This is a genomic window from Brachybacterium nesterenkovii (assembly GCF_900163655.1).
GTDB lineage: Bacteria > Actinomycetota > Actinomycetes > Actinomycetales > Dermabacteraceae > Brachybacterium > Brachybacterium nesterenkovii.
The window spans coordinates 1-25,293 of sequence record NZ_FWFG01000051.1; the positions used below are offsets into that span (position 1 = coordinate 1).

Here is a 25,293-nt window from a genome sequence, read left to right on the forward strand (position 1 = left end):
CGAGCGCCTCCTCGAGGGCAACCGCCGCTTCGCCGCGGGACGCCCCTCCCGGCCCCACCAGTCGGTCTCCCACCGCCACCTCCTCGAGCAGGGGCAGCGCCCCTTCGCGGCGGTGCTGGGATGCTCGGACTCGAGGGCGAGCGTCGAGCTGCTGCTCGACCAGGGCTTCGGCGACGTGTTCGTCATCCGCAACGCCGGGCACGTCCTCTCCCCCGGCGGCTCGGCCCTGGCGAGCCTCGAGTACGCGGTGGCGGAGCTCGGCGTGCAGGCGGTGCTGCTGCTGGGCCACGAGTCCTGCGGCGCGGTCGCCGCGACGGTCGCGCATCTGCGCTCCGGCGGCGAGCTTCCCGGGTCGATGCCGATCCTCGTCGAGCGCACCGAGGGGCACCTGGATCCCGCCGCCCCGGAGGACCGGGCCGTCGAGCGCCACGTCGCGGGCACGGTCCGCGATCTGCTCGCGGCCTCGGAGATCGTGGCGGAGGCCGTGGGGGCCGGTCGCCTGGTCGTCGCCGGAGGCGTCTACGGGCTCCACGACGGGATCGTGCGCCTCATCGACGCGGAGGCGTTCGAGAGCTGAGGAGCACGGGCGGCGACCCCGCGCTCAGAGGTTCGGGGCTCAGCGGCCCGGGGCTCAGCGCCCCCGTGCTCAGAGGTTCGGGGTCCCCGACAGGAACGCGAGTCCGATCGCGAGTCCGAGCAGCATCGTGACGTCGACGGGCCGGGGCCGCACGGCGAGCGCCCCGACGCGATGCGTGGGCAGCACGGCGCGCAGGAGCGCCAGCACCGCCAGCTCGATCGCGAGCAGCATCCCGGCCAGGGGGGCGTGCCCCGTGGCCCCGATCACGATGATCACCGCGAGGGCGAGCAGCGCCGCGACGAGCACCGCCTGACGGCGCAGGGCGGCGCGCAGGGTGTACGGGGAGGGGTCGCGGGGCACGGGGACATCGTACGGGCGGTGCCCCGAACGGCGGGCCCTGAGCCGCGCGGCCCGCTAGGGTCGTGCGTGGCCGGCAGTGCCGCCGGCCCCCGCCCCCTCAGGAGGAGACCGCCCCGATGACCGCGATGCGCACCGAACACGATCTGCTCGGCGACAGGGAGGTGCCTGCGGACGCCTACTACGGCATCCAGACGCTCCGCGCGCAGGAGAACTTCCGCATCTCCGACGTCCCGCTCTCCCACTTCCCCCGTCTCATCGAGGCGCTCGCGCACGTCAAGCGCGCCGCCGCCCGCGCCAACCGCGCCCTCGGGGCCCTCGACGCGGAGCGCGCGGACGCCATCGACCAGGCCTGCCGCGAGATCGCCGAGGGCGCGCTGCACGACCAGTTCGTGGTCGACATGATCCAGGGCGGTGCCGGCACGAGCACGAACATGAACGCCAACGAGGTGATCGCCAACCGGGCGCTGGAGATCCTCGGCCGCCCGCGCGGCGACTACGAGCACCTGCATCCCAACAACCACGTCAACCTGGGGCAGTCGACCAACGACATCTACCCGACCGCGGTGCGCCTGGCGATCCTGCTGTCGTTCCCGGCCCTGACGGCGGCGATGGACGAGCTCATCGACACCCTGCGCGCCAAGGGCCAGGAGTTCTCGGGCCAGCTGAAGATGGGCCGCACCCAGATGCAGGACGCGGTGCCGATGACGCTGGGCCAGGAGTTCGACGGCTGGGCGACGACGATCGCCGAGGACGTCGAGCGCCTGACCCGCACCGCGCGCCTGTTCACGGAGATCAACATCGGCGCGACGGCGATCGGCACCGGGATCACCTCGGATCCCCGCTACGGGAAGCTCGCCGCGCAGGAGCTGACGGAGCTGACGGGCATCGACTTCGTGGTCGCCGCAGATCTCGTGGAGGCCACGAGCGACACCGGCGCGTTCGTGACGTTCTCGGGCGTCCTCAAGCGCATCGCCGTGAAGATCTCCAAGATCTGCAACGACCTGCGCCTGCTGAGCTCGGGTCCGCGCGCGGGCTTCGGCGAGATCAACCTGCCGGCCGTCCAGCCGGGCTCCTCGATCATGCCCGGCAAGGTGAACCCGGTGATCCCCGAGGTGGTCAACCAGGTCGCCTTCGAGGTGATCGGCAACGACCTGACCGTCACCTTCGCGGCCGAGGGCGGCCAGCTCCAGCTCAACGCCTTCGAGCCCGTCATCGCCTTCAACATCCTCGAGTCCACGCGGGTGATGACCCGCGCAATGCGCACGCTGTCCGAGCGCTGCATCGCGGGGATCACCGCCAACACCGAGGTGCTGGACGACTATGTGCGCCATTCGATCGGCCTGGTCACCGCGCTCGTCCCGGTGCTCGGGTACGCCGCCTCGACCGAGGTCGCGGCGGAGGCTCTGCGCACGGGGCGTCCCGTCGCGGACCTCGTGCTCGAGCGCGGGCTGCTCGATCGCGCCCACCTGGACACGCTGCTCTCGCCCGAGATGATGACCACCCCGCACCGTCCCACGGCGACCGGCTCCATCCCCTCCCTGGACGGCGCGACGCAGGACGGCTGATCCCGACTCCAGGAGATCTCCGGGCCCGCTCCGGGCCTCCGGAGGTCTCCCGGAGGCCCGGAGCGATGTACGGTCGAAGGCAACAGGCACCGGTCACGGGGACGTGTCCGCCGCCTGGCGATGACGGATCGCTCGTCGGGCCCAGCGCCCGCACGGGCGCGAACACCACGGAGGTGCACGGTGCGGAGCGACGGGGGGCGCGGCGCCGCGTCGCGCGGGCGGGGGCCTGCGCGGCGCGGCGTGCTGACGGGTGCGGGACTGCTGGGGACGCTGGGGCTGGTCGCGATCGGCGGTCGCTCCCTCGTGTCGGCCCTGGGCGCGGAGGACGCCGCCGAGCGCCGAGCGAACGGGGCACGATCGGAGGCGGGCGCGGACGGCGCCTCCCCGCACGCCGACTCCCTCCTCGCCGCGCTGCCGGATCTTGCCTCCCGGGTGCCGGAGGCGACCACGACCGACCTCGCGCTGCTGGACCGCGGCCCCGCCGCGTCCGTCCCGCGCCTGCCCTCGGCCCGCGGGCTGTCCTCGGCCCTGGACGTGACGCTGAACAAGGTCCTGCGCGAGCACGGCTACGCCGGCGACGGGGCCGGGACGCTCGCGCTGCACGGGCAGGTGGCGGTGTGCGGTCGCGACGTGCTCGGGGCGGTGCTGTCCCACCGCGATGCCCGGGGCGAGACGGCGCTGGCCGTCTACTACCGCGCCGAGCAGGACCGCGCGCTCACCTCCCCGGGGCTCATCGCCCCCGAGCAGTGGATGACGTTCGAGAAGGCGGTCGCGGCTCTCGCGCGCGATGTCCCCGCGCTCGATTCCCTCTCCCTCGCGGACGCGCTGCAGGAGCAGCCGCGCCCGTGGGGCAACGGGCCGACGATCCTGCCCGGCGATCAGGGCGCGCTGCGCCTCCTGTTCCCCGCCGCGCTCCGCGACGGCGAGCACACCGCCGTCGAGCTCGTGCTCCCGGCACGGGAGACGCAGCCTCTGCTCTCCGACGACGGGAGGGCCGTGCTCGCGGCCGTCGCGGCCCCGGCGGACTTCGACCCCGCGACGGTGACGCCGCCCGGGGACGCAGCGAGCGCCCCCGCGGCTGCGCCGGATCCCTCGGCCCCGAAACCGTCGGCGCCGCGCGCCGCCGACGCTCCCGGACCGATCTCCCAGCTCGCGCCGCGCTCGGGGCCGGGCGTCCGCCCCAGCCCCGTCCCCGCCCCGGATGCCTCACGTCTCAGAGCGCTCGCTCTGACCTTCGACGACGGCCCCTCGCCGCAGCTCAACGGGAAGCTCCGCGACGCCCTCGACGCCCGGCGCGCCCCCGCGACGTTCTTCATGATCGGGCGTAGCGTCGCCGCCTCTCCCGCCTGGTGCACCCGCACCGCGCTCGCGGGCATGGAGGTCGGCTCCCACTCCTGGAGCCATGCCCAGCTCGACAAGAAGCGCGGCGCCGGCCTGGACGAGCAGCTGACCCGGGCGTCCGAGGAGATCGCCCGCTGCACCGGCCGCCCGCCGTTCCTCCTGCGCGCGCCCTACGGGGCCCGCAACCGGAGGTCCGATGATGCGGCGGGCCGGCTCGGCGAGGCCGATGTCCTCTGGGACGTCGACACGGAGGACTGGAAGACCCTCGACACCGACGCGAACATCGCCGCCGTGCACCGGGACGCCCACCGCGGCGCGATCATCCTCATGCATGAGATCCACCCGACCAGCGTCGCCGCGGTGCCCGCGATCCTGCAGGACCTGCAGGCGCAGGGCTACTGCCTGCTCACCTGCTCCGAGCTGGCGCAGGGCACCGTGGCGGCCGGGAGCCACTGGCGCCACGGGTGACGGAACCGTGCCGGGCACACTCACGGATGCGATCGATCGCTCAGCGAGAGGTCGACTCCCTCACGACGAGCTCAGACGGAAGGACCACAGCCGCAGTCCCACGACCGTCGATCAGATCGAGCAGAAGACGCACCATCTCCTCACTGATCCGATCGAACGGCTGTCGCATCGTCGTGATCGACGGCCGTGACGAGCCAGCATGCGCCGAGTCATCAAAGCCACCCAGCAGAACGTCCTGGGGGACTCGGCGTCCCGCGGCAGCCAACGCCTCCAGGGCACCAGCCGCCATCAGGTCACTCGCGACGAACAGCCCGTCGATGTCCGGGCGTGCACTCAGGATCCGCTCCGTCGCACGCACGGCACCCTCGCGCGTGTAGTCGGCATGTTCGATCAGACGCGGATCATGCCCCTCGCCTACCACGTCGAGGAACCCCGCGAGGCGTTCACGCCCTCCTGAGGTGTCAGCCGGGCCCGAGATCATGCCGAGCACAGATGCTCCACAGTCGAGGAGATGACGCGCCATGTCCCGGCCGCCACGTCGGTCGTCCGCCGTCACGTACCCCATCCGCTCCTCGGCCCCCAGCGGCACACCGCACGAGATCGTCGGGACCTGCTGGTCGAGCAGAGCCTGTACCGTCGGGTCCCCCGCGTGAGTCGAGACCAGCAGCACTCCGTCGACGTGACCGGCACCGACGTAGCGAAGGATCTGCGCGCGCTCGGCCGGAGTGCCTGCCACCATCAGGACGAGCGGGAGGTCGCGGCGGGCCAGCGCTGCCGCGGCCCCGCGATACAAGGTCGCGAAGTTCGGATCGTCGAACAGGGACTGCTGGGATTCCGTGAGGAGGAAGCCGACCGATCCCGAACGGCCCGTCGCAAGCGAACGGGCCGAGGAAGAGACGACATAGCCCGTCTCGGCGATGGCGCGTTCGACGCGCCGGCGCGCTTCATCCGAGACCAGATGCCCACCGTTGAGCACCCGGGAGACCGTCCCCCGCGATACTCCCGCCTTCACAGCCACGTCACGGATGGTAGGCCGCTTCGCAGCGGGAGACCGTTCGGTCACGCTCGCACTCCTCGCTCGTCACTCGTCGCTGTGGGCCAGGCGCCCGTGCGACGCCCCAGTGTCCCCCGCCAGCAGCCCATCCGCACGTCGGGGCTCACTCACTCCTTGACGGCGGACCCGGCGAGGGAGGAGACGAGCATCTTCTGCGTCAGCACGAAGAAGATGATGAACGGGATCGCCACAACGAGCGCGCCAGCTGCGAAGTTCGTGAAGAAGTTGTGCTTGTCGGAGACGAACGACATGAGCCCCAGCGCGATCGTCTGCTTCTCCGGGGAGCGCAGCACCATCTTGGGGAAGATGAAGTCCATCCACGGGAGCGTGAAGCTCGTGATGGTGAGGAACACGAGGATCGGCCGGGCCACGGGCAGGATGATGCTCCGGTAGATCCTGAAGCTCGACGCGCCGTCGAGCCGTGCTGCCTCGTCGAGGGAACGGGGGATGTTGTCGAGATACGACTTCACCATCCACGTGGTGTACGGGAGATTCCCCGCGAGATAGACCAGCACAAGCCCCCACAGCTGATCCAGGCCCCCGATCCTCAGGAGGACGACGTAGATGGCGACCATCCCCACGAATGAGGGGAACACGTTGAGGATCAGCAGGCTCATCAGGAAGGACTGCTTGAACGGGAGCGTGAAACGGCTGAGCACATAGGCGCCCATCGAGGCGAAGAGCACCGTCCCCGCCGTTGTCATCACCGCGATCAGGAACGTGTTCAGGAACCAGCGCGGGTACTGCGTCTGGGTGAACACGTGCACGAAGTGCTCGGTCGTCAGCCCCTCGGTGAACGGGACCACGGGCATGTTCGAGATCGACTGCCCCGGTGTGAAGGCGGCGGCGACCATATGCACGACGGGCCACAGCACCGCGAGGGCGACGAGGCAGAGGAAGAGGACCAGGACCGACGTGTTGACGGCTCGTACCAGCCACGGAAGCTCCGGCGTCCTGCCGGCAACCGCCGACCCGGCCCTGTCCGGAGCGGATGCAGGATCGATATGCGCGCTCATCACAGCTCGCCCTCCTTGAAGGACTTCGTCCGACGGAAGTTGAAGATCGCGAACGGGGCGATGATCAGGAAGATCATGATCGCGAGCACCGAGGCGTTCTGGTACTGCTGGAGATCCACGGTGAGCTTGTAGATCCAGGACACCATGATGTCGGTGCCTCCAGCCCCGGTCGTGACGGAGTCGCTCACCGAGGGGTCGCCGCCCGAGAGGAAGAAGATCGCACCGAAGTTGTTGATGTTCGCGGCGAAGCTCATGATGATCAGCGGCATCGTCTGGTAAAGGATGATCGGCGCCTGGATGCGCCGGAAGATCTGGAAGCTGTTCGCGCCGTCGATCTTCGCGGCCTCGACGATGTCCTGCGAGATCGAAGTCATGGTGCCCGTCACCAGCAGCATGAAGTACGGGAATCCGCACCACAGGTTGATCGCGACGACGACGAACTTCGCGAGCCACGGGTCGCTCAGCCACGGGATCGGGTCGCTGATCAGATGCATCGCCTCGAGCGTGCGGTTGACAGTCCCGAACGCGCCGTTGAGGAGATTCCTCCAGACCAGGAGCGAGACCACGCCCGGGATCGCGTAGGGGAGGATGAAGACCGCGCGGAAGAAGGGCGTGATGCGCAGGCTGGAGTTCTGCATCACGACCGCCATGACCATCCCGCCGAAGTAGCAGGTCCCGGTCGCCAGGAGCGCCCAGACGATCGTCCACCCGAAGACCCGCGCCAGCGCGCTCGTCCCCGCGGCGCTCCCGCCGAAGAGGCGCTGGAAGTTCTCGAACCCGACCCAGTCGATCGTGGCTCCGGGCGGGATGTTCGACGGCGAGGAGTAGTTCGTGAACGCCACGAGCGCCGAGAAGACGAGCGGGACCACGACGAAGAACATGATGAGCAGGAACGTCGGGGCGAGACCGACCAGCGGGAAGGCCCGATTGGCGAGGTCCGCGAACGGACTGCGGCGCACGGAGGACTCCCGGGAGCCGAGCACGGTCATCTCCCGCGCGATTCGTCGGGCAGAGGCCACCGAGACTGCGTACAGCAGCACGAAGACTCCGAGCGCCGCGAGCACGGTGATGCCGTCGATCAGCATGAACAGGGAGTTGGGCCGGAAGCGCACGGGGATCTCGGGCATAGGCGATCCGAGCGTCACCAGCTCGGTCACCTTGCGCACGATGAGCGGAAGGGAGGCGAGAGCCACGATCTCCACCGCCGCGAATGCGGCCCCCTTGGATCGCTGTCCCAGGAGGGTCAGATGGGCCAGCCCCTTGAACGCCATGCTCCTGCGGAGCACCTGTCGCTCATCGGGGGGAGCCGCCGTCTCCCTCGGGGACACGGCGGCCTGCGCTGCGGTCATGGATCCTGCACCTCGCTCTTCGGGGATCACGCCCTGGCGACTGCCTGCGCAGCCCGGACCGGGTCCGCAGGCGGGGCGACGGACGCTCTCGTCCGTCGCCCCGCCTGCGGCGGGCCTTCAGATCAGTCGGCCAGGACCGCCTGCTGGGCCGCGGTCAGCTCAGCCGCGACGTCAGCACCGTTCCAGATGTTGGCCGAGGCCGCATTGAGCGCATCCCAGACCTTGGCCATGCGAGCGATCTTGGGCATCGCGAACGTGTGCTCCATCTGCGAGGCGAAGCCCGTGGCCGAATCGTCGGAGTAGGTGAGCTCACTGCTCGAGGACCCCATCATCCCGGTGATGTCCACGCGCAGCTGCTGGATCTCCGGCGTCGTCAGGAACTCTGCGAACGCGGCCGCCTCATTGGGGTGCTCGGAATAGGCGGAGACGAACATCGTGCGGATCCCCGACAGCGTCGTTGCCGGGTCGCTCTCTCCGGCCAGCGAGAAGATCGGGGCGACGCCGAAGTCGATCCCCTTGTCCGTGAAGTTCTTGACGTTCCAGGGGCCGCTCAGGGTCATAGCAGCGTTGCCCGAGGCGAAGAGGCCGTCGACTGCATCCGTGGCGAGGTCCGCCGCGGCCACGGGGAGGATCTCGCGCAGCTTCTGGAAGTCCGTGAAACCGGCGACGGACTCCGCGGTGTCGAGGTTCGGTGACTTCTCGTCCAGGCCGTCGGAGCCGAACAGGCGGTTTCCACCCTTGGTCATGAACGGGAACGTGTAGTAGAAGTTCCCGGCGTCCATGACGAATGCGTACTTGCCAGGGTTGGCGGCGTTGAACTCCTGGCCGAAGGCCATCAGGTCGTCGAAGGTCTTGGGCACCTCCTGCACGAGCGCCTTGTTGTAGAAGATCGCGTAGGTCTCGGCGGCGACCGGGTAGCCGTAGACGGCGCCGTCCGTCCAGGTGTCGGCCGTGACCGCCGATGCGATGACGTTCTTCTTCAGCGCCTCCGCATCCGTCACCCCGAGCACGTGCCCGCCGCTGACGAGATCGCCGAGCTCGACGTTCACGAACTCGATCGTGATGCTGGGGTGCTCAGCTGTGAACTTCTCCCCGGCCTTCTTGATGAACTCGTCGGGCCCCAGGAGCGACTCCCAGACCTTGAGCTTCATCTTCGTGGAGGTGTCGAGCTCGCCGCCTGCGGCAGCGGCGCTCTTGGCTGCTTCCTCGCTCGACGGCCCGCATCCAGCCAGCAGCGCTGCCGCCCCGGTCGCGCCGGCAGCGAGCACGCCGCGCCGGGATGCGACAACGGGGGTGCGAAGGGAGTGATGGACGGCCATGGTGACCTCTTCTTTGAGCCCTGGGGCGGCGTCATCGGCGAGCGCGCCCTTGACACGGGGTGTGACCGGTCCCATTCTTAATCTCAGTCATCGAGGCTGCCAAGAACGCATTTTCGCATCTCGGCTACGGGTTACGCCTGAAAACTCCCCCGCAGCCCCGAGCTCAAGACTGGGACCGATCACAACCCACGTTTCCTTCAGGGAGTCGCACATGGACGAGTCGAAAGCTGATCGCACAGGTCAGGATCGGATCCCCGGCACCGTGATCCACTTCGGGGCCGACTACAACCCCGAGCAGTGGGAGCCCGAGGTCTGGCGCGAGGACGTTCGCCTCATGCAGCAGGCCGGAGTCACGATGGTCAGCCTGGGCATCTGGTCCTGGGCCCTCCTCGAGCCCGAGCCCGGCCGCTTCGACTTCACCTGGTTCGACGAGATCGTCGGGCTGCTGAAGGACGCAGGCATCGAGATTGACCTCGCAACGCCCACCGCCGCGCCCCCCGCCTGGTTCTACCGTCAGCATCCGGAAGCGCGACTCCTCGAGGCCGACGGCCGCGTGCGGTACAACGGCTCCCGCGGCATCTGCTGCCCGCACTCCCCCGCCTACGCCGAGGCATGCGCTCGGATCACCGAGGCGATCTTCTCCCACGTCGCCGGGGATCCTGGGATCGTCATGGGGCACGTCCACAACGAGTACGGCGCACCCGGCGGCGACTGCCACTGCGAGACCTCTCAGCAGGCTTTCCGCAGTTGGCTCGGCGCGCGATACGCCTTCTCAACCGCGCCTGGGGAACAGCCTTCTGGGGCCAGACCTACGGCGACTGGGAGGAGATCGGAACGCCACGTCATACCGGGGCCGACCTGAACCCTGCCTGCCAGCTCGACTTCGCCCGCTTCACCTCCGATTCCCTCCTGGCCCGGTTCACCGCCGAGCGTGACATCATCCGTCGTCACTTCCGCGATCTGCCCGTGACCACGAACTTCATGGCCACCAACTGCCCGGCGAACGACTACTGGACCTGGTCACAGGAGATGGACGTCGTCTCGACCGACTACTACCTGGAGGCAGACTCGGCAGAGTCGCAGATCTGGCTGGCCATGGAGTCCGACCTCACGCGGTCTCTCGCGGGCGGACGCCCCTGGTTCCTCATGGAGCACTCCGTGTCCGGGGTCAGCTGGCAGCCCCACAACCGGGCGAAGCTGCCCGGCGAGGAGACGCGCAACGCCATCGCTCACGTCGCACGCGGAGCCGATGCCGTCCTGGCCTTCCAGTGGCGCCAATCCCGCCGCGGCGTGGAGAAGTTCCACTCAGCGATGGTGCCCCACGTCGGTCCGGACTCCCGAGTGTTCCGCGAGGTGCGCGACCTGGGCGCGAAACTGGACGCGCTCGACCCCGTGCGCGGATCCCGCCTGCGCGCCCGCGTCGCCATCCTGTGGGACTGGAACTCCTTCTGGGCCCAGGACCTGCCCTGCCGCCATTCGGTGCTGATGCGCCACCGCGAGCAGATGCGACGCGTCTACCGGTGGCTGTGGCAGCGCGGGACCCTGGTGGACTTCGTGCACCCCGAGTCCGGCCTGGAGGGATACGACGTCGTGATCGCCCCGGCTTCCTATCTGCTGTCCGAGGTCGCGGCACAGGGCATCGCGCGATTCGTCGACCAGGGCGGTCGCTTCGCCGCCCTCCCTTTCTCCGCCGTGGTCGACGACGAGGACTGCGTCCATGAGGGCGGGGCCCCAGGCCCGTTGCGCACGGTCCTCGGGCTCACGGTCGAGGAGGTCTGCCCGATCCCGATCGGCCATGAGGTCGCCCTCGTGCCGACCGACGGCGGCACTGCCGTAGCGACCGGTGCCCTCTGGGCCGAGGATCTGCGGCTCGAGGGAGCACGAGCGGTGTGGACCGCGACAGGCGGCCCGGTCCCCGGGCCCGTCGTGACCGTGAATGACCATGGGCGCGGATATGCCGTCTACGTCTCCACGGTCCTGGAGTCCGCGGATCTGGCGACCGTGCTGGAACCGCTCCTGCAGCTCCCTTCCGTCGCCCCGCTTGCCGCCGACGCCCAGAGGCCCGCCTCCCTCGAGGTCGTGACGCGCGTGCAGGACGACGGCGAGGAGTTCGTCTTCGTCATCAACCATGGAGAGGCGGCGGCGCTCCCCGGGCTGACGGGCGAGGACCTGCTGACGGGCACGCACTACGACGGCACGACGCCTGTCCCCGCCGGCGGCGTCCTGGTCCTGCGCATCGGCGCCTGAGGTCCGGTCGCGCCGCCGTGATCCTGCCGCCGTGCCCTCGTCAATCGTCACGATGGGACTCAGGACGGGCCGGTTCTGAGTCCCATCGTGGCGTTCGGCGAGCTCTCCGGCGAGGGCTCCGGCGTGCTCCCCTGCCGAGGCGGCCGCCTCACTCGTCGGCCTCCTCCTTCTTGCCGCGCATCACGAGCTTGGGGTCGGGCTTGCCGACGACCGCGTCGTCCTTGCCCTCGTATTCGAACTGGGAGAGGAAGAAGCGCATGGCGTTGATGCGGGCGCGCTTCTTGTCGTTGGAGCGGATGATCGTCCACGGCGCGTAGCGCTTGTCCGTGCGGCGGAACATCTCCTCCTTCGCGGCCGTGTAGTCCTCCCAGCGGCCCAGGGACTCGAGGTCCATCGGCGAGAGCTTCCAGCGGCGCACCGGGTCGAGCTGGCGGATCGCGAAGCGCGTGCGCTGCTCCTTCTGCGACACCGAGAACCAGAACTTCGTGACGTGGATGCCCGACTCGACGAGCATGCGCTCGAACTGCGGGGCCTGGTTCATGAAGGTCTCGTACTGCTCGTCGCTGCAGAAGCCCATGACCCGCTCGACCCCGGCGCGGTTGTACCAGGAGCGGTCGAACATGACCATCTCGCCGTCGGTGGGCAGGTGCTGGATGTAGCGCTGGAAGTACCACTGGCCCAGCTCGCGGTCGCTCGGCTTGTTCAGCGCCACCACCCGGGCGGTGCGCGGGTTCAGGTGCTCCGTGAAGCGCTTGATCGTGCCGCCCTTGCCTGCCGCGTCGCGCCCCTCGAAGATCACGATCGCCTTCTTGCCGTTGTCCTCGAGCCAGTACTGGAACTTCAGCAGCTCGATCTGCAGGCGGTACTTCTCCACCTCGTAGGCGTCGCGATCCATCCGCGTCTCATACGGGTAGCCCTCCTGCCACGTGTAGACGGGGTTGCCCTGCGGGTCGATCAGGTCGGGGTCGGGCGTGTGGCCGTCGCTGACCGAGTAGCCCTCGTCGCGGAGGCGCTCGATGAACTCGCGCAGCGACTGGTTGTCGGGGACGGACGTCGGCTTCGGCATGGGGAGCTCCTCAAGAGACGGGCTGGTGCGGACGAGCAGGCGGCGGGCGGGTGTCAGTGGGCGAAGTGGCGCGTCCCGGTGAGGTACATCGTGACGCCCGCGGCGCGCGCGGCCTCGATGACCTCGTCGTCACGGATGGAGCCGCCCGGCTGGACGACGGCGCGGACGCCGGCCTCCAGCAGGATCTCCAGTCCGTCGGCGAAGGGGAAGAACGCGTCGGAGGCGGCGACGGCGCCGCGGGCGCGCTCGGGCGCATCCTCGCCCTCGCCGTGCTCGCCGAGGGTGTTGGCGCGCTGGACGGCGAGGCGGCAGGAGTCCAGGCGGTTGACCTGGCCCATGCCGATGCCGACGGCGGCGCCGTCGTGCGCCAGGAGGATCGCATTGGACTTCACGGCGCGGATGGAGCGCCACGCGAAGGCGAGGTCCGCGAGGGTGGCCTCATCGGCCGCCTCGCCGGCCGCGAGGGTCCACGTCGAGGGGTCATCGCCGTCGGCCTGCAGGGCGTCGGCGTCCTGGATCAGCGAACCGCCCCAGATCTGGCGGATCTCGACGCCCTCGCGGGGGCGCTCGGCGATCTGGAGGATCCGCAGGTTCTTCTTCGTGCGCAGCAGCTCGAGCGCGGCCTCGTCGTAGCCGGGGGCGAGGATGACCTCGGTGAAGACCGGCTTGACCTGCTCGGCCATCGCGAGGGTCACGGGCCGGTTGGCGGCGATCACGCCGCCGTAGGCGGAGACGGGGTCGGTGCCGTGGGCACGGGCGTGGGCCAGCGCGATGTCGTCGGCCTCGCCCGCGACGGCGATGCCGCACGGGTTGTTGTGCTTCATCACCACGACGCACGGCAGGTCATGGTCGAAGGCCGCGCGCACGGCCGCGTCGGCGTCGACGTAGTTGTTGTAGCTCATGGCCTTGCCGCCGAGCTGCTCGGCCCCGGCCAGTCCCGGCGCATCGTCGTCGATCACGGCCACGCGCGCCCGCTGATGCGGGTTCTCGCCGTAGCGGAGGGTGCGCAGGCCCGCCTCGGCGGCCTCCTCGTCGCTCATCTCCAGCAGGTAGGCGTCCTCGCCGCCCGCCTGCGCGGCCGCCTCGGCGTCGGCGGTCTCGGCGTCCGCGGCCTGCTCGTCTAGCCGGGCGAGCATCCAGTCGCTGATCGCGGCGTCGTACTGGGCGGTGCGGGTGAAGGCGATGGTCGCCAGCTCCTGGCGCTCGGCGAGCGTGAAACCGCCGCCGCCCGCGGCGCGCGCGGCGCGGGCGTAGTCCTCCACGTCGCAGACGACCGCGACGGAGGCGAAGTTCTTGGCGGCGCCGCGGACCATCGAGGGGCCGCCGATGTCGATCTTCTCGATGATCTCGTCGAACGTGCCGCCCGCGGCGACGGTCTCCTCGAAGGGGTAGAGGTTCACGACCACGAGGTCGAAAGGCGCGATGTCCTGCGCGGCCAGCTGCGCGGCGTGGTCCTCGGAGCGGAGGTCGGCGAGGATCCCGGCGTGGATGCGCGGGTGCAGGGTCTTGACGCGGCCGTCGAGCATCTCGGGGAAGCCGGTCACCTCCGCGGCGTCGACCACGGCCAGGCCCGCCTCGCGGATCCGCGCGGCGGTCGAACCGGTCGAGACGATCTCGACGCCCACGGCATCGAGGGCGGTCGCGAGCTCGAGCAGCCCGGTCTTGTCGTAGACGGAGACGAGGGCGCGGCGGATGGGGCGACGATCGGGCACGGTCACGGGGGCGGTTCTCCTCAGGCAGGGGTGGCGGACGGGGCGGGGTCGGCGGGCAGGACGGCGGCGTCGGACGCGGCAGCGGCGTCGGCGAGGCGCGTGACGACGCCGACGAGCATCTCGCGCTCGACCGCCTTGATCCGCTCGTGGAGGGTCTCCTCGGTGTCGTCGTCGAGGACGTCGACGGCGCGCTGGGCGAGGATCCGTCCGGTGTCGACGCCCTCGTCGACCTCGATCACGGAGGCGCCGGTGACCTTCACGCCGTGGGCGAGCGCGTCGCGGACGGCGTGGGAGCCGGGGAAAGACGGCAGGAGGGCCGGGTGCGTGTTGATGATCGCCGCGGGGAAGGCCCGCAGCAGCGGGGCGCCGATGAGGCGCATGAACCCGGCGAGGACGACCAGGCGCGGGGCGAGGGCCGCGACCGCGTCGGCGAGCGCGCGGTCCCACGCCGCCCGATCCGGGAAGTCCGCCATCGCGACGACGGCGGTCGGCACCCCGGCGCCGCGCGCGTGCTCGAGCCCGGGCGCGGGGACGTCCGCAACGACGCCGACGACCTCGAACGGCGCCCCCGGCACCGCGGCGGCCCGCAGCAGGGCGGCCAGGTTGGAGCCCGTGCCGGAGATGAGCACGACGACCGGGAGGGGGGACGGGGAGGTCACGCCCCCCAGAATACGTGACCGGGCGCACGCTCCGTCCGCGCGCCCGCCGGGGCCGCGCCCCGCGGACATGCCCTCGCGGCGGCACGGCACAATGGTCGGGTGAGCTCAGATCCCCAGGCCTCGTCGTCCGCCCCGTCCAAGGACCTCGCCCGCGCGCACCGTCGCGCGCTCGGAACCCTGTCGGTCTGCATGCTGGTGGGCTGGGTCCTCCTGCTGCTGCCGCTGCCGTGGTCCCTCGGTGCCGGTATCTCGGGCCTCGCGGCGGCCGTGCTCCTCGTGCGCGCCACGATCGCGGCCTGGCGGATCGGCCAGCAGGGCTCGGCGGTCCTGACCGCCCTGCTGGGCGCGGGCGCCGTGCTCGTGCTCGTCGGCTCGAGCGCGCTGTCCGCGATCCTCTACGGCCCGATGCACGAGCTCCAGCAGTGCCGCCGCGACGCCATCACGGTGGCCTCGCGCGATGCCTGCGACGACGGCGCCGAGGAGTCGACCCTCGAGTGGTTCAGCTCCCTGCTCGGGGGCTGATCTCCTCGTCGGCCTCGCCGCGGGTCTCATCCTCGGCCCCGGGGCCCTCCCCGGCCGTCTGACCGGCCGCCTCTGCCGCCTCGGTGTCCTCCGAGCCCGAGGTCGCCGCCTCCTTCGCCTCGGCGCGCTCGACCCTCGCCCGCAGCCCGGCGACGCCCGCGCGGGCGGAGTCCAGGACCGAGGAGTCCCAGATCAGGATCGCGATGGCGAGAGTCCCGATCACCATCCCCAGCAGCGGCAGGATCACGCTGCCCAGGTGCGGTCCGAGGTCCGCCAGGCGCGCCGATCCGATCTTCCCGGTCGCGAGGGCGAGCAGCAGGAGGGCGCCGAGGACGACCGCACCGGCGTAGGAGCCCCAGGCGATCGCCCGGGTCCGCAGGTCGGCCCCCGCCGCATCGCGCACGACGCGCACGGATCCCGCGCCGATCGCCGCGACCGGCAGCGCGAGCAGCAGCCACGAGTACCAGGGCGCCGTCCCCGGCTGCGGGAGGACGGCCAGGAGCGGGAGGGCGGGCAGGACGCCCGTGCTCGAGGCGCCGAGCGAGACGGAGGTGCCCACCCCCACGGCGAAGCGGCCGCCGAGCAGGGCGGCGAGCGCCCAGACGGCCGCCGTGGGCAGCAGCGCGAGCTGCAGGAGCGTGAGGACGATGCCGCCGACGATCCCGGCGTCGAGGCGGTCCATGAGCGCGCCCGCATGCGGGAAGCCCGCGATGAGGAAGCCCACCGCGGTCAGCAGGCCCGCGGCGAGGAGCCCCAGCAGGGAGATCGCCGCGCCCCGCGCGGCCACGTCGTAGGGGGCGGGCAGGAGGTCGAGGATCCGCACGGCGGGCACGCCCGGGGCCTCGCGGCGCCGCAGGGCCCACAGCAGTCCGCCGCCGCCACCGAGCAGGGCGAGGATCCCGAAGGCGAGGAACGAGGCCGAGGAGACCAGGTGCACGTGGGGGGTTCGGGAGAGCGCGGACAGCAGCGCGCCGCCGATCGCGTAGAGCAGCACGAACGCCCCCAGGGCGGTACCGGCGTCCCGCAGGGCCCGCGGACGCAGTCCGCCCGCGGAGGTCACGAGGCTCAGGGCCCGCCCCATGCGGCGCATCACGGCAGCGGCCACGCCCAGGTGCACGATCGTCAGCCCCATCGGCATCAGGCGCACGGCCCCCTCGATCGCCCCGCCGGACAGCTCGAGGCGACCGCCGTGGGCCAGCACCATCGCGTCCACGCCCAGCAGGACGGCCCCGAGGACCGACAGCACGGACTGGGAGGAGTCGAGCTGGGCGGCGAGGGCGGGCACGACGCAGACGGCCAGCGAGACCCCCAGCGCGGTGAGCGCGGCGAGCGCCCCCATCACGGCCGGGGACGAGATCCGATCGGTGCCGGATGCCGTCTGGGTGGACACGAATCGACCGCCGTTCCCTCGAGTGCGCTGGTGTGCGCGACCGGTCGCCGGACGCACCCGCCCATGGTGGTCGGCCCCGTCGCCCAAGTCCACCCCGCGCAGGGCGTGTCGCATAATGGCCGGTGATGTCCACGCCACAGAACGCCCCGGTCCCCGCGGGGCTCCCCGTCGCTGCGTCCTGCGGCACGTCCCCCGCGACGCTGCACGTCCGGACGATCCGGATCGACGACGACGTCGACCTCCTGCGGCACATCCCCGCGGGCGTCTCGGCCGCGTGGCTGCACCACGGCCAGGGCTTCGTCGGCCTGGGCGGCGCCGTGCGGATCGAGAACGCGGGCCCCGCGCGCTTCGCCGAGGCCTCGGCGGCCTTCCGCGAGCTGTGCGCCGGGGCGGTCGTCGACGACGAGGTGCGCGTGCGCGGCACGGGGCCGGTCGCCCTGGGGTCCTTCTCCTACGCCGCCTCCTCCCCGCGGCCCTCTGCGCTCGTCATCCCCGAGGCGATCCTCGGCGTCAGCGAGGGCACGGCGTTCCTCACCCTCGCCGCGCTCGGCGCCCCTCCCGCCGACGACGTCTGCTGGCGCGACCTGTTCGGCTCGACGCCCGCCGGTGCGCCCGCCGAGCTCGAGGTCGAGCCCGACCACACGCCGCGCGAGTATCAGGGGATGGTCGCCGGGGCCGTGGACCGGATCCGCGCGGGCGCGGCGGAGAAGATCGTGCTGTCGGAGACCTCCACGGTCACCGCCTCGGCTCCCCTGTCGCCGGCGGTGCTGCTGCGCCGCCTCGCCGAGCGCTTCGGCACCACCTGGGTGTACCTGGCCGCCGATGTGATCGGCGCGAGCCCCGAGATGCTGGCCCAGACCGACGACGGACGGGTCTTCAGCCGCGTGCTCGCCGGCACCCGCCCCGTCGCCGACGACGAGGGGCTGGCCGAGGACGAGCGCCGCGCGTTCCGCACGGACGCCAAGGAGCGCTCCGAGCACGCCTTCGCGGTCGACTCGGTGACCGAGCGCCTCGCGGACGTCGCCACGGACGTCCGCGCCTCCGCCGAGCCGTTCGTGCTGCGCCTGCCCGGCCTCGAGCACCTCGCCTCCGACGTCTCCGCGCGCACGCTCCCCGGCGTGACCAGCCTCGATGTCGCCGCCGCCCTGCATCCTTCGGCCGCGGTCAGCGGAACCCCGCGCGAGCGCGCCGATGGGATCATCGCCGAGCTCGAGACCCATGACCGCGGCGGGTATGCGGCCCCCGTCGGCTGGATGGACGCCCGCGGCGACGGCCAGTGGGCGATCGCCCTGCGCATGGCCCATCTGCTCGACGAGCGCACGGTGCGCCTGCAGGCGGGCGGCGGGATCGTGGGCGCCTCGGACCCCGTGGTCGAGCACGCCGAGGTCCTCGCCAAGCAGCGCCCGATGCTGGGGGCCCTGCGCGGGGCCTGACGCCGACCGGGCCGCGGTCGCGGGCGCGGTCATCTGGCCGCGGTCGCGGTCAGGACGTCGCCGCGGTGCCCAGCGTGGCCGTCAGCTCCGTGCGCTTCCCCTCGCGCAGCACCGCGACGGTGTGCTCGGTGCCCGGGGCGAGCCCGTTGATCGTCGCGGTGAGCGCGGCGGCGCCCGTGATCGGCACGTCGTCGACCCCGATCACGAGATCCCCGGAGCGCAGGCCCGCGGCCTCGGCGGCCGATCCCTGCACCACCTCGTGGACGAGCGCCCCCGAGCGCGTCGCGCCGTCGGCCTCCTGCGTGCCGTCCGCGGCGGTCACGCCGAGCGCCGCGTGCTGGACCGCGCCGTGCTGGAGGATCTGCTGGACCACCATCGTGACCGTCGCCGACGGGATGGCGAAGCCCAGGCCGATGCTCCCGGACTGCCCGTCGGCCCCGCTCGCCAGGGACGCGATCGAGGAGTTGATGCCGATCACCGCGCCGGAGGCGTCGACGAGGGGCCCGCCGGAGTTGCCGGGGTTGATCGCGGCGTCGGTCTGGACGGCGGACACGTAGGTCGCATCGGTCCCGGCGGGATCGGTGCCGTCGCTCGCGGTCACGGGGCGGTTGACGGCCGAGACGATGCCCGTGGTCACGGTGTTCTGCAGGCCGAGCGGGGTGCCCAGCGCCATGACGGCGACCCCCGGCTCGACGGCGGCGGAGTCGCCGAAGGTCGCCGGGACGAGGTCGTCGGGCGCGGAGACGAGGCGGACGACGGCGAGATCGGTGCGGGCGTCGGCGCCGACGACGCGGGCCTCGAAGGCCCGTCCGTCCGCGAGCGTGACCGTGATCGAGGACGCCCCGGAGACCACGTGGTTGTTCGTGACGATGTCGCCCTTCTCATCCAGCACGACCCCGGTGCCCTCGGCCTCGCCCTGCGCGGTGCGGACGTCGATCGCGACGGCGCTCGGGGAGACGGCCGCGGCCACCTGCTGCCAGTCGGGGCCGTCCGAGGAGGCGGCGACACCCGAGGCTGTGCCGGTACTCCCGGCGTCCCGCGTCGAGGCGGCGACGGCATCGCTCCCCCAGCGCTGCTCGATCTCGTGGTAGCCGATCAGGCCGCCCAGGGTCGCCCCGCTGGACAGGACGGAGCCGGCGGCGACCATCGCGGCGACGCCCGCCCAGGTGGGGCCGCGGCGCGCCGGGCGCACCGCCGTCTGCTCGGCAGGCTGCTCCACGGAGGGGCCGGGGATCGGGGACGACGAGAAGGTCATGCTGTGCTCCTGTGCTGGCGGCGGGGCGGGGCCCGGATCGACCGCCTCAGGACAGCAGGTCCTCCCGGGCGTCCGGTGTGAGCCTGCTGTCGATCTGCTGTGCATCTTCGGGCGCCGAGGCCTGCGCATGCACGACGAGCACCCGGATCCCGGCCCCCGGGTCGCTCCCGAGGCGCGCCGGGAGGTCCGCGGGGGCGACCGTCTCGGCGTGGGCGCCGAGCGCGGCGGCGGCCGCCGCGATGTCGGCCCCGTGCGGGGTGGTGAAGAAGCGGCGCAGGACGGCGGCGGGGGCGCCCGCATGCTCGAGACCGGAGAAGATGCGTCCGCCGTCGTCGTCGAGGACCACGACGTCGAGGTCCGGCCGCGCCTCCGCGGGGCCGATGAGCAGGCCCGTCAGGTCGTGGAGCGCGGTGAGGTCGCCGATCAGGGCGCGCACGCGGCCGGGGCGGTGGGCGCGGGCCAGGGCGACACCGCCCGCGGTCGACACGAGCCCGTCGATGCCGGCGAGACCGCGGTTGGCGAGCACGGTGCCGCGCGCGGGCCCGGCGTGCTGCTCGAGGTCGCGCACCACGGAGGAGGAGCCCAGCACCAGCACGTCGTCGTCCGTCTGGGCGTCCCAGACGGCGAGCGCGGCGCGCACCTGCCAGGCGAGTTCGCCGCGCTCCTCCGGGCGAGCGGCGGCATCGGCCTCGCGCCAGGAGGCGAGGAACGCCCGCTGGGCGGCATCGGTCTCGGGCGTCGCGGTCGGCGCGATCGCGGGGAGGACCAGGCGGGCGCGGCGGGCGGCGTCGGCATAGCGGGGCGTCGGGTCGACGACGATCACGTCGACGTCGTCGGCGCCGAGCAGGCCGGTGACGACGGGCCGCGAGAGCGTCGGGTGGCCGAGCACGATCGCGCGGTCGGGCCGCAGCGGGTGGTCGGCAGCGGCCATCGCCGCGCGCAGGAGCGCCGGGTAGCCCGTGACCATCGCCCCGCCGCGGGCGCCCGAGGACGGCTCGGCCAGCAGCGGGAGGCCATGGCGCTCGGCGAGCTCGCGGGCGACGGGCCCTGCGCCGTCGCCGGCGACGAGGACGGTGCGGCCGCTCACGGGGACGGCGACGGGCGCGGGCGCCGCGGCCGGGACGCGGCGGGTCAGGACGATCGGGGACGGGTCGGCGGCCTCGTCCCCGGCGGCGGGCTCGGGTCGCAGCGTGTGCTTCGGGCGCGGCATGTGCTCGGGGCGCGGCACGAGGGGGTCGCGCAGGCACACGTTGATGTGCACCGGGCCGGGGTCCTCCCCCGTCGCCGCGGCCATCGCGCGGGCGATCGTCGTGACGGCGGTGCGCAGCTCGACGGCGCTCGCGCGGCCCGAGGAGGGGGCGGGCAGGTCGACGGCATAGCGCACGGCGTCCCCGTACAGCCCGGCCTGGCGGGTGGCCTGGTTGGCGCCGGTGTCGCGCAGCTCGATGGGCCGATCGGCGGTGAGGACGAGGAGCGGGATGCCCGCGTGATGGGCCTCGAGGACGGCCGCGTGCAGATGCGCGGTCGCGGTCCCGGAGGTCGTCACGACGACGCCGGGGTGGGCGGGATCGGCCCGGGAGATCCCGAGCGCGGTGAACGCGGCGGCGCGCTCGTCGATCCTCACGTGCGCGCGCATCGATGCGGCGACCCGCTCGTCCTGCAGGGCGTAGACGAAGGGGGCCGAGCGCGAGCCGGGGGCGATGACCGCGTCGCGCACCCCGAGGGCGGCGAGCGCCCGCCAGATCGCAACGGCCTCCTCGACGGCGCCGGATCCCTGCGGAGCGGGGATCTCGATCGTGGCGGCGCCGTCGCGGGAGGCGGGCTCCCTGGGGGCCTGCTCGCTGGCGGCCTGATCGCTGGAGGCGGGCTCCCTGGGGGCGGTCTCGGTCATGGGGTCAGGGTATCGGGGCCGGTCACGGCCAGGCATGCGGCCAGGCGCCGCTCCCAGCGCCGCGCGAGATCGGCATCGGCCGCGTGCGCGGCGAGGCGGTGCTCATCGGCCACGGACCGGGTGACGGCGAGCTGCCCGTCCTGCACGGCGTACGCGCCCGCGACCACGTCCCCGGTCAGCAAGGCCCCGGTGCCGAGCCCGCAGGCGTACGGCAGCTCGGGCAGGGCCGCGGCGAGCGCCGTCCCGGCGGACAGGCCGATGCCGGTCTCGAGCGCGCTCGAGACGACGACGGGCAACCCCGCCTGCTCGGCCAGCTCGAGGCAGCGGCGGATCCCGCCGAGCGGCTGGACCTTCATCACCAGCAGGTCCGCGGCTCCCGCGCGGGCCACGCGCAGGGGGTCCTCGGCGCGGCGCACGAGCTCATCGGCGGCGATGGGCACGTCGACGCCCCGCCGCACGGCGGCGAGGTCCTCGAGGGAGGCGACGGGCTGCTCGACGTACTCGAGGCCGCCAACGGCGCGGTCGAGCACGGGGATCGCCGCGAGGGCCTCATCGAGGGTCCAGGCGGCGTTGGCGTCGATGCGGATGCGCGCGGCCGGCCCCATCGCATCGCGGACGGCCTCGAGCCGGGCGGCGTCCTCGGCGATGCTCGTCCCGGGATCGGCGACCTTGACCTTCGCGGTGCCGGCTCCCTGCGCCGTCGCGAGGCGATGGGCGGCCTCCGGGGCGACGACCGGGATCGTCGTGTTCACCGCCACCGCGTCCCGTCGCGGGGCGGGGCGCTCGCAGGCGGCGTCCTCGATCGCGGCGCGCAGCCAGGCGCTCGACTCCTCGGGCCCGTAGTCCCAGAACGGGGAGGCCTCGGCCCATCCGGCTGGGCCGTGGAGCAGCAGGCCGTCGCGCACCGTGATGCGGCGGAAGCGGGTGGTCATCGGGATCGACCAGGCGACGATGCGGTCGATGCCGAGGTCGGCGAGGACCGCGGGGACGGGGAGCTCGGCGGGCGGCGGCACGGTCATGCGCTCCAGGCTAGACGCGGTGCCGCCCCATCCGTTCACCGCTGCCGGGCCCGCGGGTCGGCCCCGAAGAGCGCGCCCGCGGAGCGGGCCGCTGTCAGTACTTCAGCACCACGCGGCCGTCGATCTTGCCGGCGATCATCTCGTCGAAGACCTCGTTGATCTCCTCCAGCGGGCGGGTGGTGACGGTGGGCTTGATCTTGCCGTCGGCGTAGAACTGCACGGCCTCGACCATGTCCTGGCGGGTGCCGACGATCGAGCCGCGGACCGTCAGGCCCTTGAGGACGATGTCGAAGATCGGGGCCGGGAAGTCGCCCGGGGGCAGGCCGTTGAACACGATCGTGCCGCCGCGGCGGGTCATGCCGATGGCCTGGCCGAAGGCCTGCGGGTGCACGGCGGTCACGAGCACGCCGTGGGCGCCGCCCGTGTTCTCCTGCACGAACTGGACGGGGTCGGTCACCGAGGCGTCCACGACCAGGTCGGCGCCGTGCTTCGTGGCGAGGTCGAGCTTCTCCTGGGTGATGTCGACGCCGACCACCTTCATGCCCATCGCCTTGGCGTACTGGACAGCGATGTGGCCCAGGCCGCCGAGGCCGGAGATGACGACCCACTGGCCCGGGCGGGTCTCGGTCTGCTTGAGGCCCTTGTAGACGGTGACGCCCGCGCAGAGGATCGGGGCGACCTCGTAGGGGTCGACGTCCTCGGGCAGGATCGCCGCGTAGGTCGCGTCGACGAGCATGTACTCGCCGAAGGAGCCGTCGACGCTGTAGCCGCCGTTCTCCTGCTTCTCGCACAGGGTCTCCCAGCCAGTGCGGCAGTACTCGCACTCGCCGCAGGCCGACCAGAGCCAGGCGTTGCCCACGAGGTCGCCGACCTTCATGGAGGTCACGCCCTCGCCGACCTTCTCGACGCGGCCCACGCCCTCGTGGCCGGGGATGAAGGGCGGGGTGGGCTTGACGGGCCAGTCGCCCTGGACGGCGTGGAGGTCCGTGTGGCACACGCCCGAGGAGATGTTCTTGACGAGGGCCTCGCCGGGTCCGGGCTCGGGGATCTCGACCTCGTTGACGTCGAGCTTGGCTCCCAGCGACGGGACGACGGCGGCGTGCATCTGGTTCATCAGCAGGCTCCTGTGGAGAGTGTCGAGCGCCGCATCATTGCGGCTGCCTCCATCGTGCTCCTCGTCACACCGGGGCACAAGACCGACGTCCTGATCGCTCCGGGCAGACCCCGCGATCAGGGCTCCTTCGACGCCTCGAAGTAGAACGGGAAGGAGTTCCAGCCGAACACGACGTCCCGCACGCCCTCGCCGTAGCCGCCGAGGGTGTTCTGGTACCACAGCGGGATCGCCGGGAGGTCGCGCAGGAGCATCTCCTCGGCCTGCCGCCACGCAGCGATCGCCTGCTCGACGTCGGGCGCGGCGAGGCCCTGCAGGAGGAGGTCGTCGAAGACCGGGTTCGCGTAGTCGGAGAAGTTGGTGCCCCCGGCGGCCCGCGCGGTCGACGAGAAGATCGGGCCCAGGAAGTTGAACATCGACGGGTAGTCGGCCTGCCACGACGAGCGGAAGGCCCCGGGGATCTGCCGCTCCGCCAGCAGCGCGCGGTACTCGGCGATGCTGGGATGCGACTGCGGCGTCGCGGTGATCCCCAGGGTGTTCGCGATCGAGTTGCACACGGCCTCGACCCACTCCTTGTCGGGCAGGTCGGCCGCGTAGTCGAGGGTGAACGGCGCGCCCGAGTACGGCGCGATCGCCTCGGCGCGGGCCCACAGGTCGCGGGCCGCGTCCGCGTCGAAGGCGAGCACCTCGGCACCGGCGAGGTCGGTGGCGCCGCCGCCGTTGATCGACGGGGCGATGAAGTCGGTCGCGGGGACGCGGGTGCCGGCGAACAGGTCGGTGCAGATGCTCGCCCGGTCGATCGCACGGGAGATCGCGGCACGGCGCAGGAGGCCGGCCTCGCCCGCGAAGTCGGCGTTGCCGACGGGGATCGTGAGGGACAGCAGGAGCGCGCCCGGCTGGTTGACGGCGCGGCCGTCGAGCTCGTCCTCGAAGGTGGCGAGCGCCGAGGACGGGATGCCGTCGACGAGGTCGACCTCGCCGCTGAGCAGGTCGTTGTAGGCCGTGTCGGGATCCGCGTACAGCGCGATCACGACGCCGTCGTTCGCGCTCTCCCGCGGTCCCTGGTACCCGTCGAAGGGGACCAGTCGGATCTCGCTGTCGTGCTCCCAGGCCTCGAGGCGGTAGGGGCCGTTGCCGATGGGTGCCTGCCCGAACGCCTCGATATCCTCGTGCGCGGCGGCGGGCAGCGGCATGAACGGCACGCAGCCCAGCAGGTCCGGGAAGTCGGACTGCGCCGCGGTGAGCTCGACGGTGAACGTGGCATCGTCGACGACGGTGAGGCCGGAGAGCGTCTGCGCGGCGGGCGGCTCGGCGGCGACGGCCTCGAAGCCGGCGATGGGCGCGTAGAACACCTGGTTCTTCTGCGCGTTCGTGGACAGGGCGCCGAAGTTCCAGGCGTCCACGAAGGACTGCGCGGTCACCGGGGTGCCGTCGTGGAAGGTGCGTCCGGGCTCGAGCGTGATCGTCCAGTGCTGGTTGTCCTCGCTCTCGATGCTGCGGGCGCACTCGAGGACCCGCTGACCGGTCGCGTCGTGGAACAGCAGCATCGAGAAGACGCCGCCGATCACGCGGCCGGCGCCGACCTCGTTGACGTCGCTGGGGATGAGCCGCGTGCCCGGCTCGGTGCCGGAGATGCGCAGGATCCCGTCCGCACCCCGGGCACCGGTGCCGCCGTCGGAAGCGCCGCCGTCGGACCCGCCCGTGGCAGAGCGCTCGCAGCCGACGAGGGCCAGGGCCGCGGCCCCGGCGCTCGCGGCGCCCAGCAGCATCCGGCGCCGGCTCAGGCGAGCGGGTGCGGGGCGGGAGGCTCGCGACGGGTGGGAGGCTCGGGCGGTGGCGGTCGGTGCGGGCGACGCCGGTGCGGGCGTTTCCGATGCGGGCGATTCCGATGCGGGCGATGCGGGGTGCTGCGGAAGGGGCAACGGGGTCTCCTGAGGGC

The 25,293-nt window shown here is 72.3% G+C and carries 20 protein-coding genes and 1 pseudogene; 7 read left to right on the forward strand and 14 right to left on the reverse strand.

The annotated features are described in order from the left end of the window. The coding region (locus tag FM110_RS05755) for a carbonic anhydrase (protein WP_087103511.1) at window positions 1–577 on the forward strand (577 nt) is incomplete at its 5' end. Window positions 578–646: 69 nt separating this feature from the next. On the opposite strand, the gene FM110_RS05760 is transcribed toward FM110_RS05755, so the two are convergent. Continuing rightward, window positions 647–937, reverse strand: a complete 291-nt coding sequence (locus tag FM110_RS05760) for a DUF3017 domain-containing protein (RefSeq protein WP_087103513.1) — start codon at window positions 935–937, stop codon at window positions 647–649. 116 nt (window positions 938–1,053) lie between these two features. On the opposite strand from FM110_RS05760, the gene FM110_RS05765 reads away from it, so the two are divergent. Further along, the gene (locus tag FM110_RS05765) at window positions 1,054–2,502 is read left to right on the forward strand and encodes an aspartate ammonia-lyase (protein ID WP_087103515.1); all 1,449 of its coding nucleotides are present in this window, start codon (window positions 1,054–1,056) and stop codon (window positions 2,500–2,502) included. Window positions 2,503–2,682: 180 nt separating this feature from the next. Next, window positions 2,683–4,311, forward strand: a complete 1,629-nt coding sequence (locus FM110_RS14740; protein WP_087103517.1) for a polysaccharide deacetylase family protein — start codon at window positions 2,683–2,685, stop codon at window positions 4,309–4,311. A 40-nt stretch (window positions 4,312–4,351) separates the two neighbouring features. Here FM110_RS14740 and FM110_RS05775 read toward each other — a convergent pair whose 3' ends face one another. The 4 genes from FM110_RS05775 to FM110_RS05790 all read right to left on the reverse strand — a co-directional run bounded on the left by FM110_RS05775 (window position 4,352) and on the right by FM110_RS05790 (window position 9,049). Beyond that, window positions 4,352–5,329, reverse strand: coding sequence for a LacI family DNA-binding transcriptional regulator (locus tag FM110_RS05775; protein WP_234991949.1), 978 nt, complete (start codon window positions 5,327–5,329; stop codon window positions 4,352–4,354). Window positions 5,330–5,472: 143 nt separating this feature from the next. Beyond that, entirely contained in the window at window positions 5,473–6,381 is a 909-nt protein-coding gene (locus FM110_RS05780; protein WP_087103521.1) for a sugar ABC transporter permease, read from the reverse strand. Beyond that, window positions 6,381–7,667: a carbohydrate ABC transporter permease gene (locus FM110_RS05785; RefSeq protein ID WP_234991950.1), complete on the reverse strand. Its 1,287-nt coding sequence runs from the start codon at window positions 7,665–7,667 to the stop codon at window positions 6,381–6,383. Before FM110_RS05785 ends, FM110_RS05780 begins: the two co-directional genes overlap by 1 nt. 185 nt (window positions 7,668–7,852) lie before the next feature. Beyond that, a complete protein-coding gene (locus tag FM110_RS05790; protein ID WP_087103525.1) occupies window positions 7,853–9,049 on the reverse strand; it encodes an extracellular solute-binding protein in 1,197 nt (398 codons plus the stop codon). Window positions 9,050–9,383: 334 nt separating this feature from the next. Between FM110_RS05790 and FM110_RS14500 the strand changes: the two are divergent. Together FM110_RS14500 and FM110_RS14505 are read left to right on the forward strand one after the other, a co-directional pair. Then, window positions 9,384–10,372: pseudogene (locus FM110_RS14500) on the forward strand (beta-galactosidase); the annotation flags it as partial. Next, window positions 10,361–11,296: a beta-galactosidase gene (locus FM110_RS14505; protein WP_234991953.1), complete on the forward strand. Its 936-nt coding sequence runs from the start codon at window positions 10,361–10,363 to the stop codon at window positions 11,294–11,296. The pseudogene FM110_RS14500 and the gene FM110_RS14505, both read left to right, overlap by 12 nt. 148 nt (window positions 11,297–11,444) lie before the next feature. On the opposite strand, the gene ppk2 is transcribed toward FM110_RS14505, so the two are convergent. From ppk2 to purN, 3 genes are read right to left on the reverse strand one after another with little or no spacing between them, the layout of a single operon-like run. Continuing rightward, window positions 11,445–12,362, reverse strand: a complete 918-nt coding sequence (gene ppk2, locus FM110_RS05800; protein WP_087103527.1) for a polyphosphate kinase 2 — start codon at window positions 12,360–12,362, stop codon at window positions 11,445–11,447. Between the two features lie 53 nt (window positions 12,363–12,415). Continuing rightward, window positions 12,416–14,080: a bifunctional phosphoribosylaminoimidazolecarboxamide formyltransferase/IMP cyclohydrolase gene (gene purH / locus FM110_RS05805; RefSeq protein WP_087103529.1), complete on the reverse strand. Its 1,665-nt coding sequence runs from the start codon at window positions 14,078–14,080 to the stop codon at window positions 12,416–12,418. 14 nt (window positions 14,081–14,094) lie between these two features. Next, window positions 14,095–14,733 carry a phosphoribosylglycinamide formyltransferase gene (purN, locus tag FM110_RS05810; RefSeq protein WP_234991951.1) on the reverse strand — a complete coding sequence of 213 codons (639 nt, stop codon included), beginning with the start codon at window positions 14,731–14,733 and terminating at the stop codon, window positions 14,095–14,097. 99 nt (window positions 14,734–14,832) lie between these two features. On the opposite strand from purN, the gene FM110_RS05815 reads away from it, so the two are divergent. Continuing rightward, window positions 14,833–15,255, forward strand: coding sequence for a hypothetical protein (locus FM110_RS05815; RefSeq protein WP_087103531.1), 423 nt, complete (start codon window positions 14,833–14,835; stop codon window positions 15,253–15,255). Here FM110_RS05815 and FM110_RS05820 read toward each other — a convergent pair. After that, window positions 15,233–16,645 (reverse strand): cell division protein PerM, encoded by a 1,413-nt coding sequence (locus FM110_RS05820; RefSeq protein WP_087103533.1) that lies wholly within the window; start codon window positions 16,643–16,645, stop codon window positions 15,233–15,235. The genes FM110_RS05815 and FM110_RS05820 overlap by 23 nt on opposite strands. Before the next feature lie 125 nt (window positions 16,646–16,770). On the opposite strand from FM110_RS05820, the gene FM110_RS05825 reads away from it, so the two are divergent. After that, on the forward strand, window positions 16,771–18,078 hold the full coding sequence (locus tag FM110_RS05825; protein ID WP_087103535.1) for an isochorismate synthase: 1,308 nt from the start codon (window positions 16,771–16,773) through the stop codon (window positions 18,076–18,078). Window positions 18,079–18,127: 49 nt separating this feature from the next. On the opposite strand, the gene FM110_RS05830 is transcribed toward FM110_RS05825, so the two are convergent. The 5 genes from FM110_RS05830 to FM110_RS05850 all read right to left on the reverse strand — a co-directional run bounded on the left by FM110_RS05830 (window position 18,128) and on the right by FM110_RS05850 (window position 25,123). After that, window positions 18,128–19,333: a S1C family serine protease gene (locus FM110_RS05830; protein ID WP_159457990.1), complete on the reverse strand. Its 1,206-nt coding sequence runs from the start codon at window positions 19,331–19,333 to the stop codon at window positions 18,128–18,130. Between the two features lie 46 nt (window positions 19,334–19,379). Beyond that, complete coding sequence (gene menD / locus FM110_RS05835) at window positions 19,380–21,224, reverse strand: 2-succinyl-5-enolpyruvyl-6-hydroxy-3-cyclohexene-1-carboxylic-acid synthase (RefSeq protein ID WP_087103539.1); 1,845 nt, start codon at window positions 21,222–21,224, stop codon at window positions 19,380–19,382. Then, on the reverse strand, window positions 21,221–22,243 hold the full coding sequence (locus FM110_RS05840; protein ID WP_087103541.1) for an o-succinylbenzoate synthase: 1,023 nt from the start codon (window positions 22,241–22,243) through the stop codon (window positions 21,221–21,223). Before FM110_RS05840 ends, menD begins: the two co-directional genes overlap by 4 nt. A gap of 94 nt (window positions 22,244–22,337) precedes the next feature. Next, entirely contained in the window at window positions 22,338–23,357 is a 1,020-nt protein-coding gene (gene adhP, locus FM110_RS05845; RefSeq protein WP_087103543.1) for an alcohol dehydrogenase AdhP, read from the reverse strand. A gap of 116 nt (window positions 23,358–23,473) precedes the next feature. Next, window positions 23,474–25,123 carry a peptide ABC transporter substrate-binding protein gene (locus FM110_RS05850; protein WP_087103545.1) on the reverse strand — a complete coding sequence of 550 codons (1,650 nt, stop codon included), beginning with the start codon at window positions 25,121–25,123 and terminating at the stop codon, window positions 23,474–23,476. Window positions 25,124–25,293: the final 170 nt, after the last annotated feature.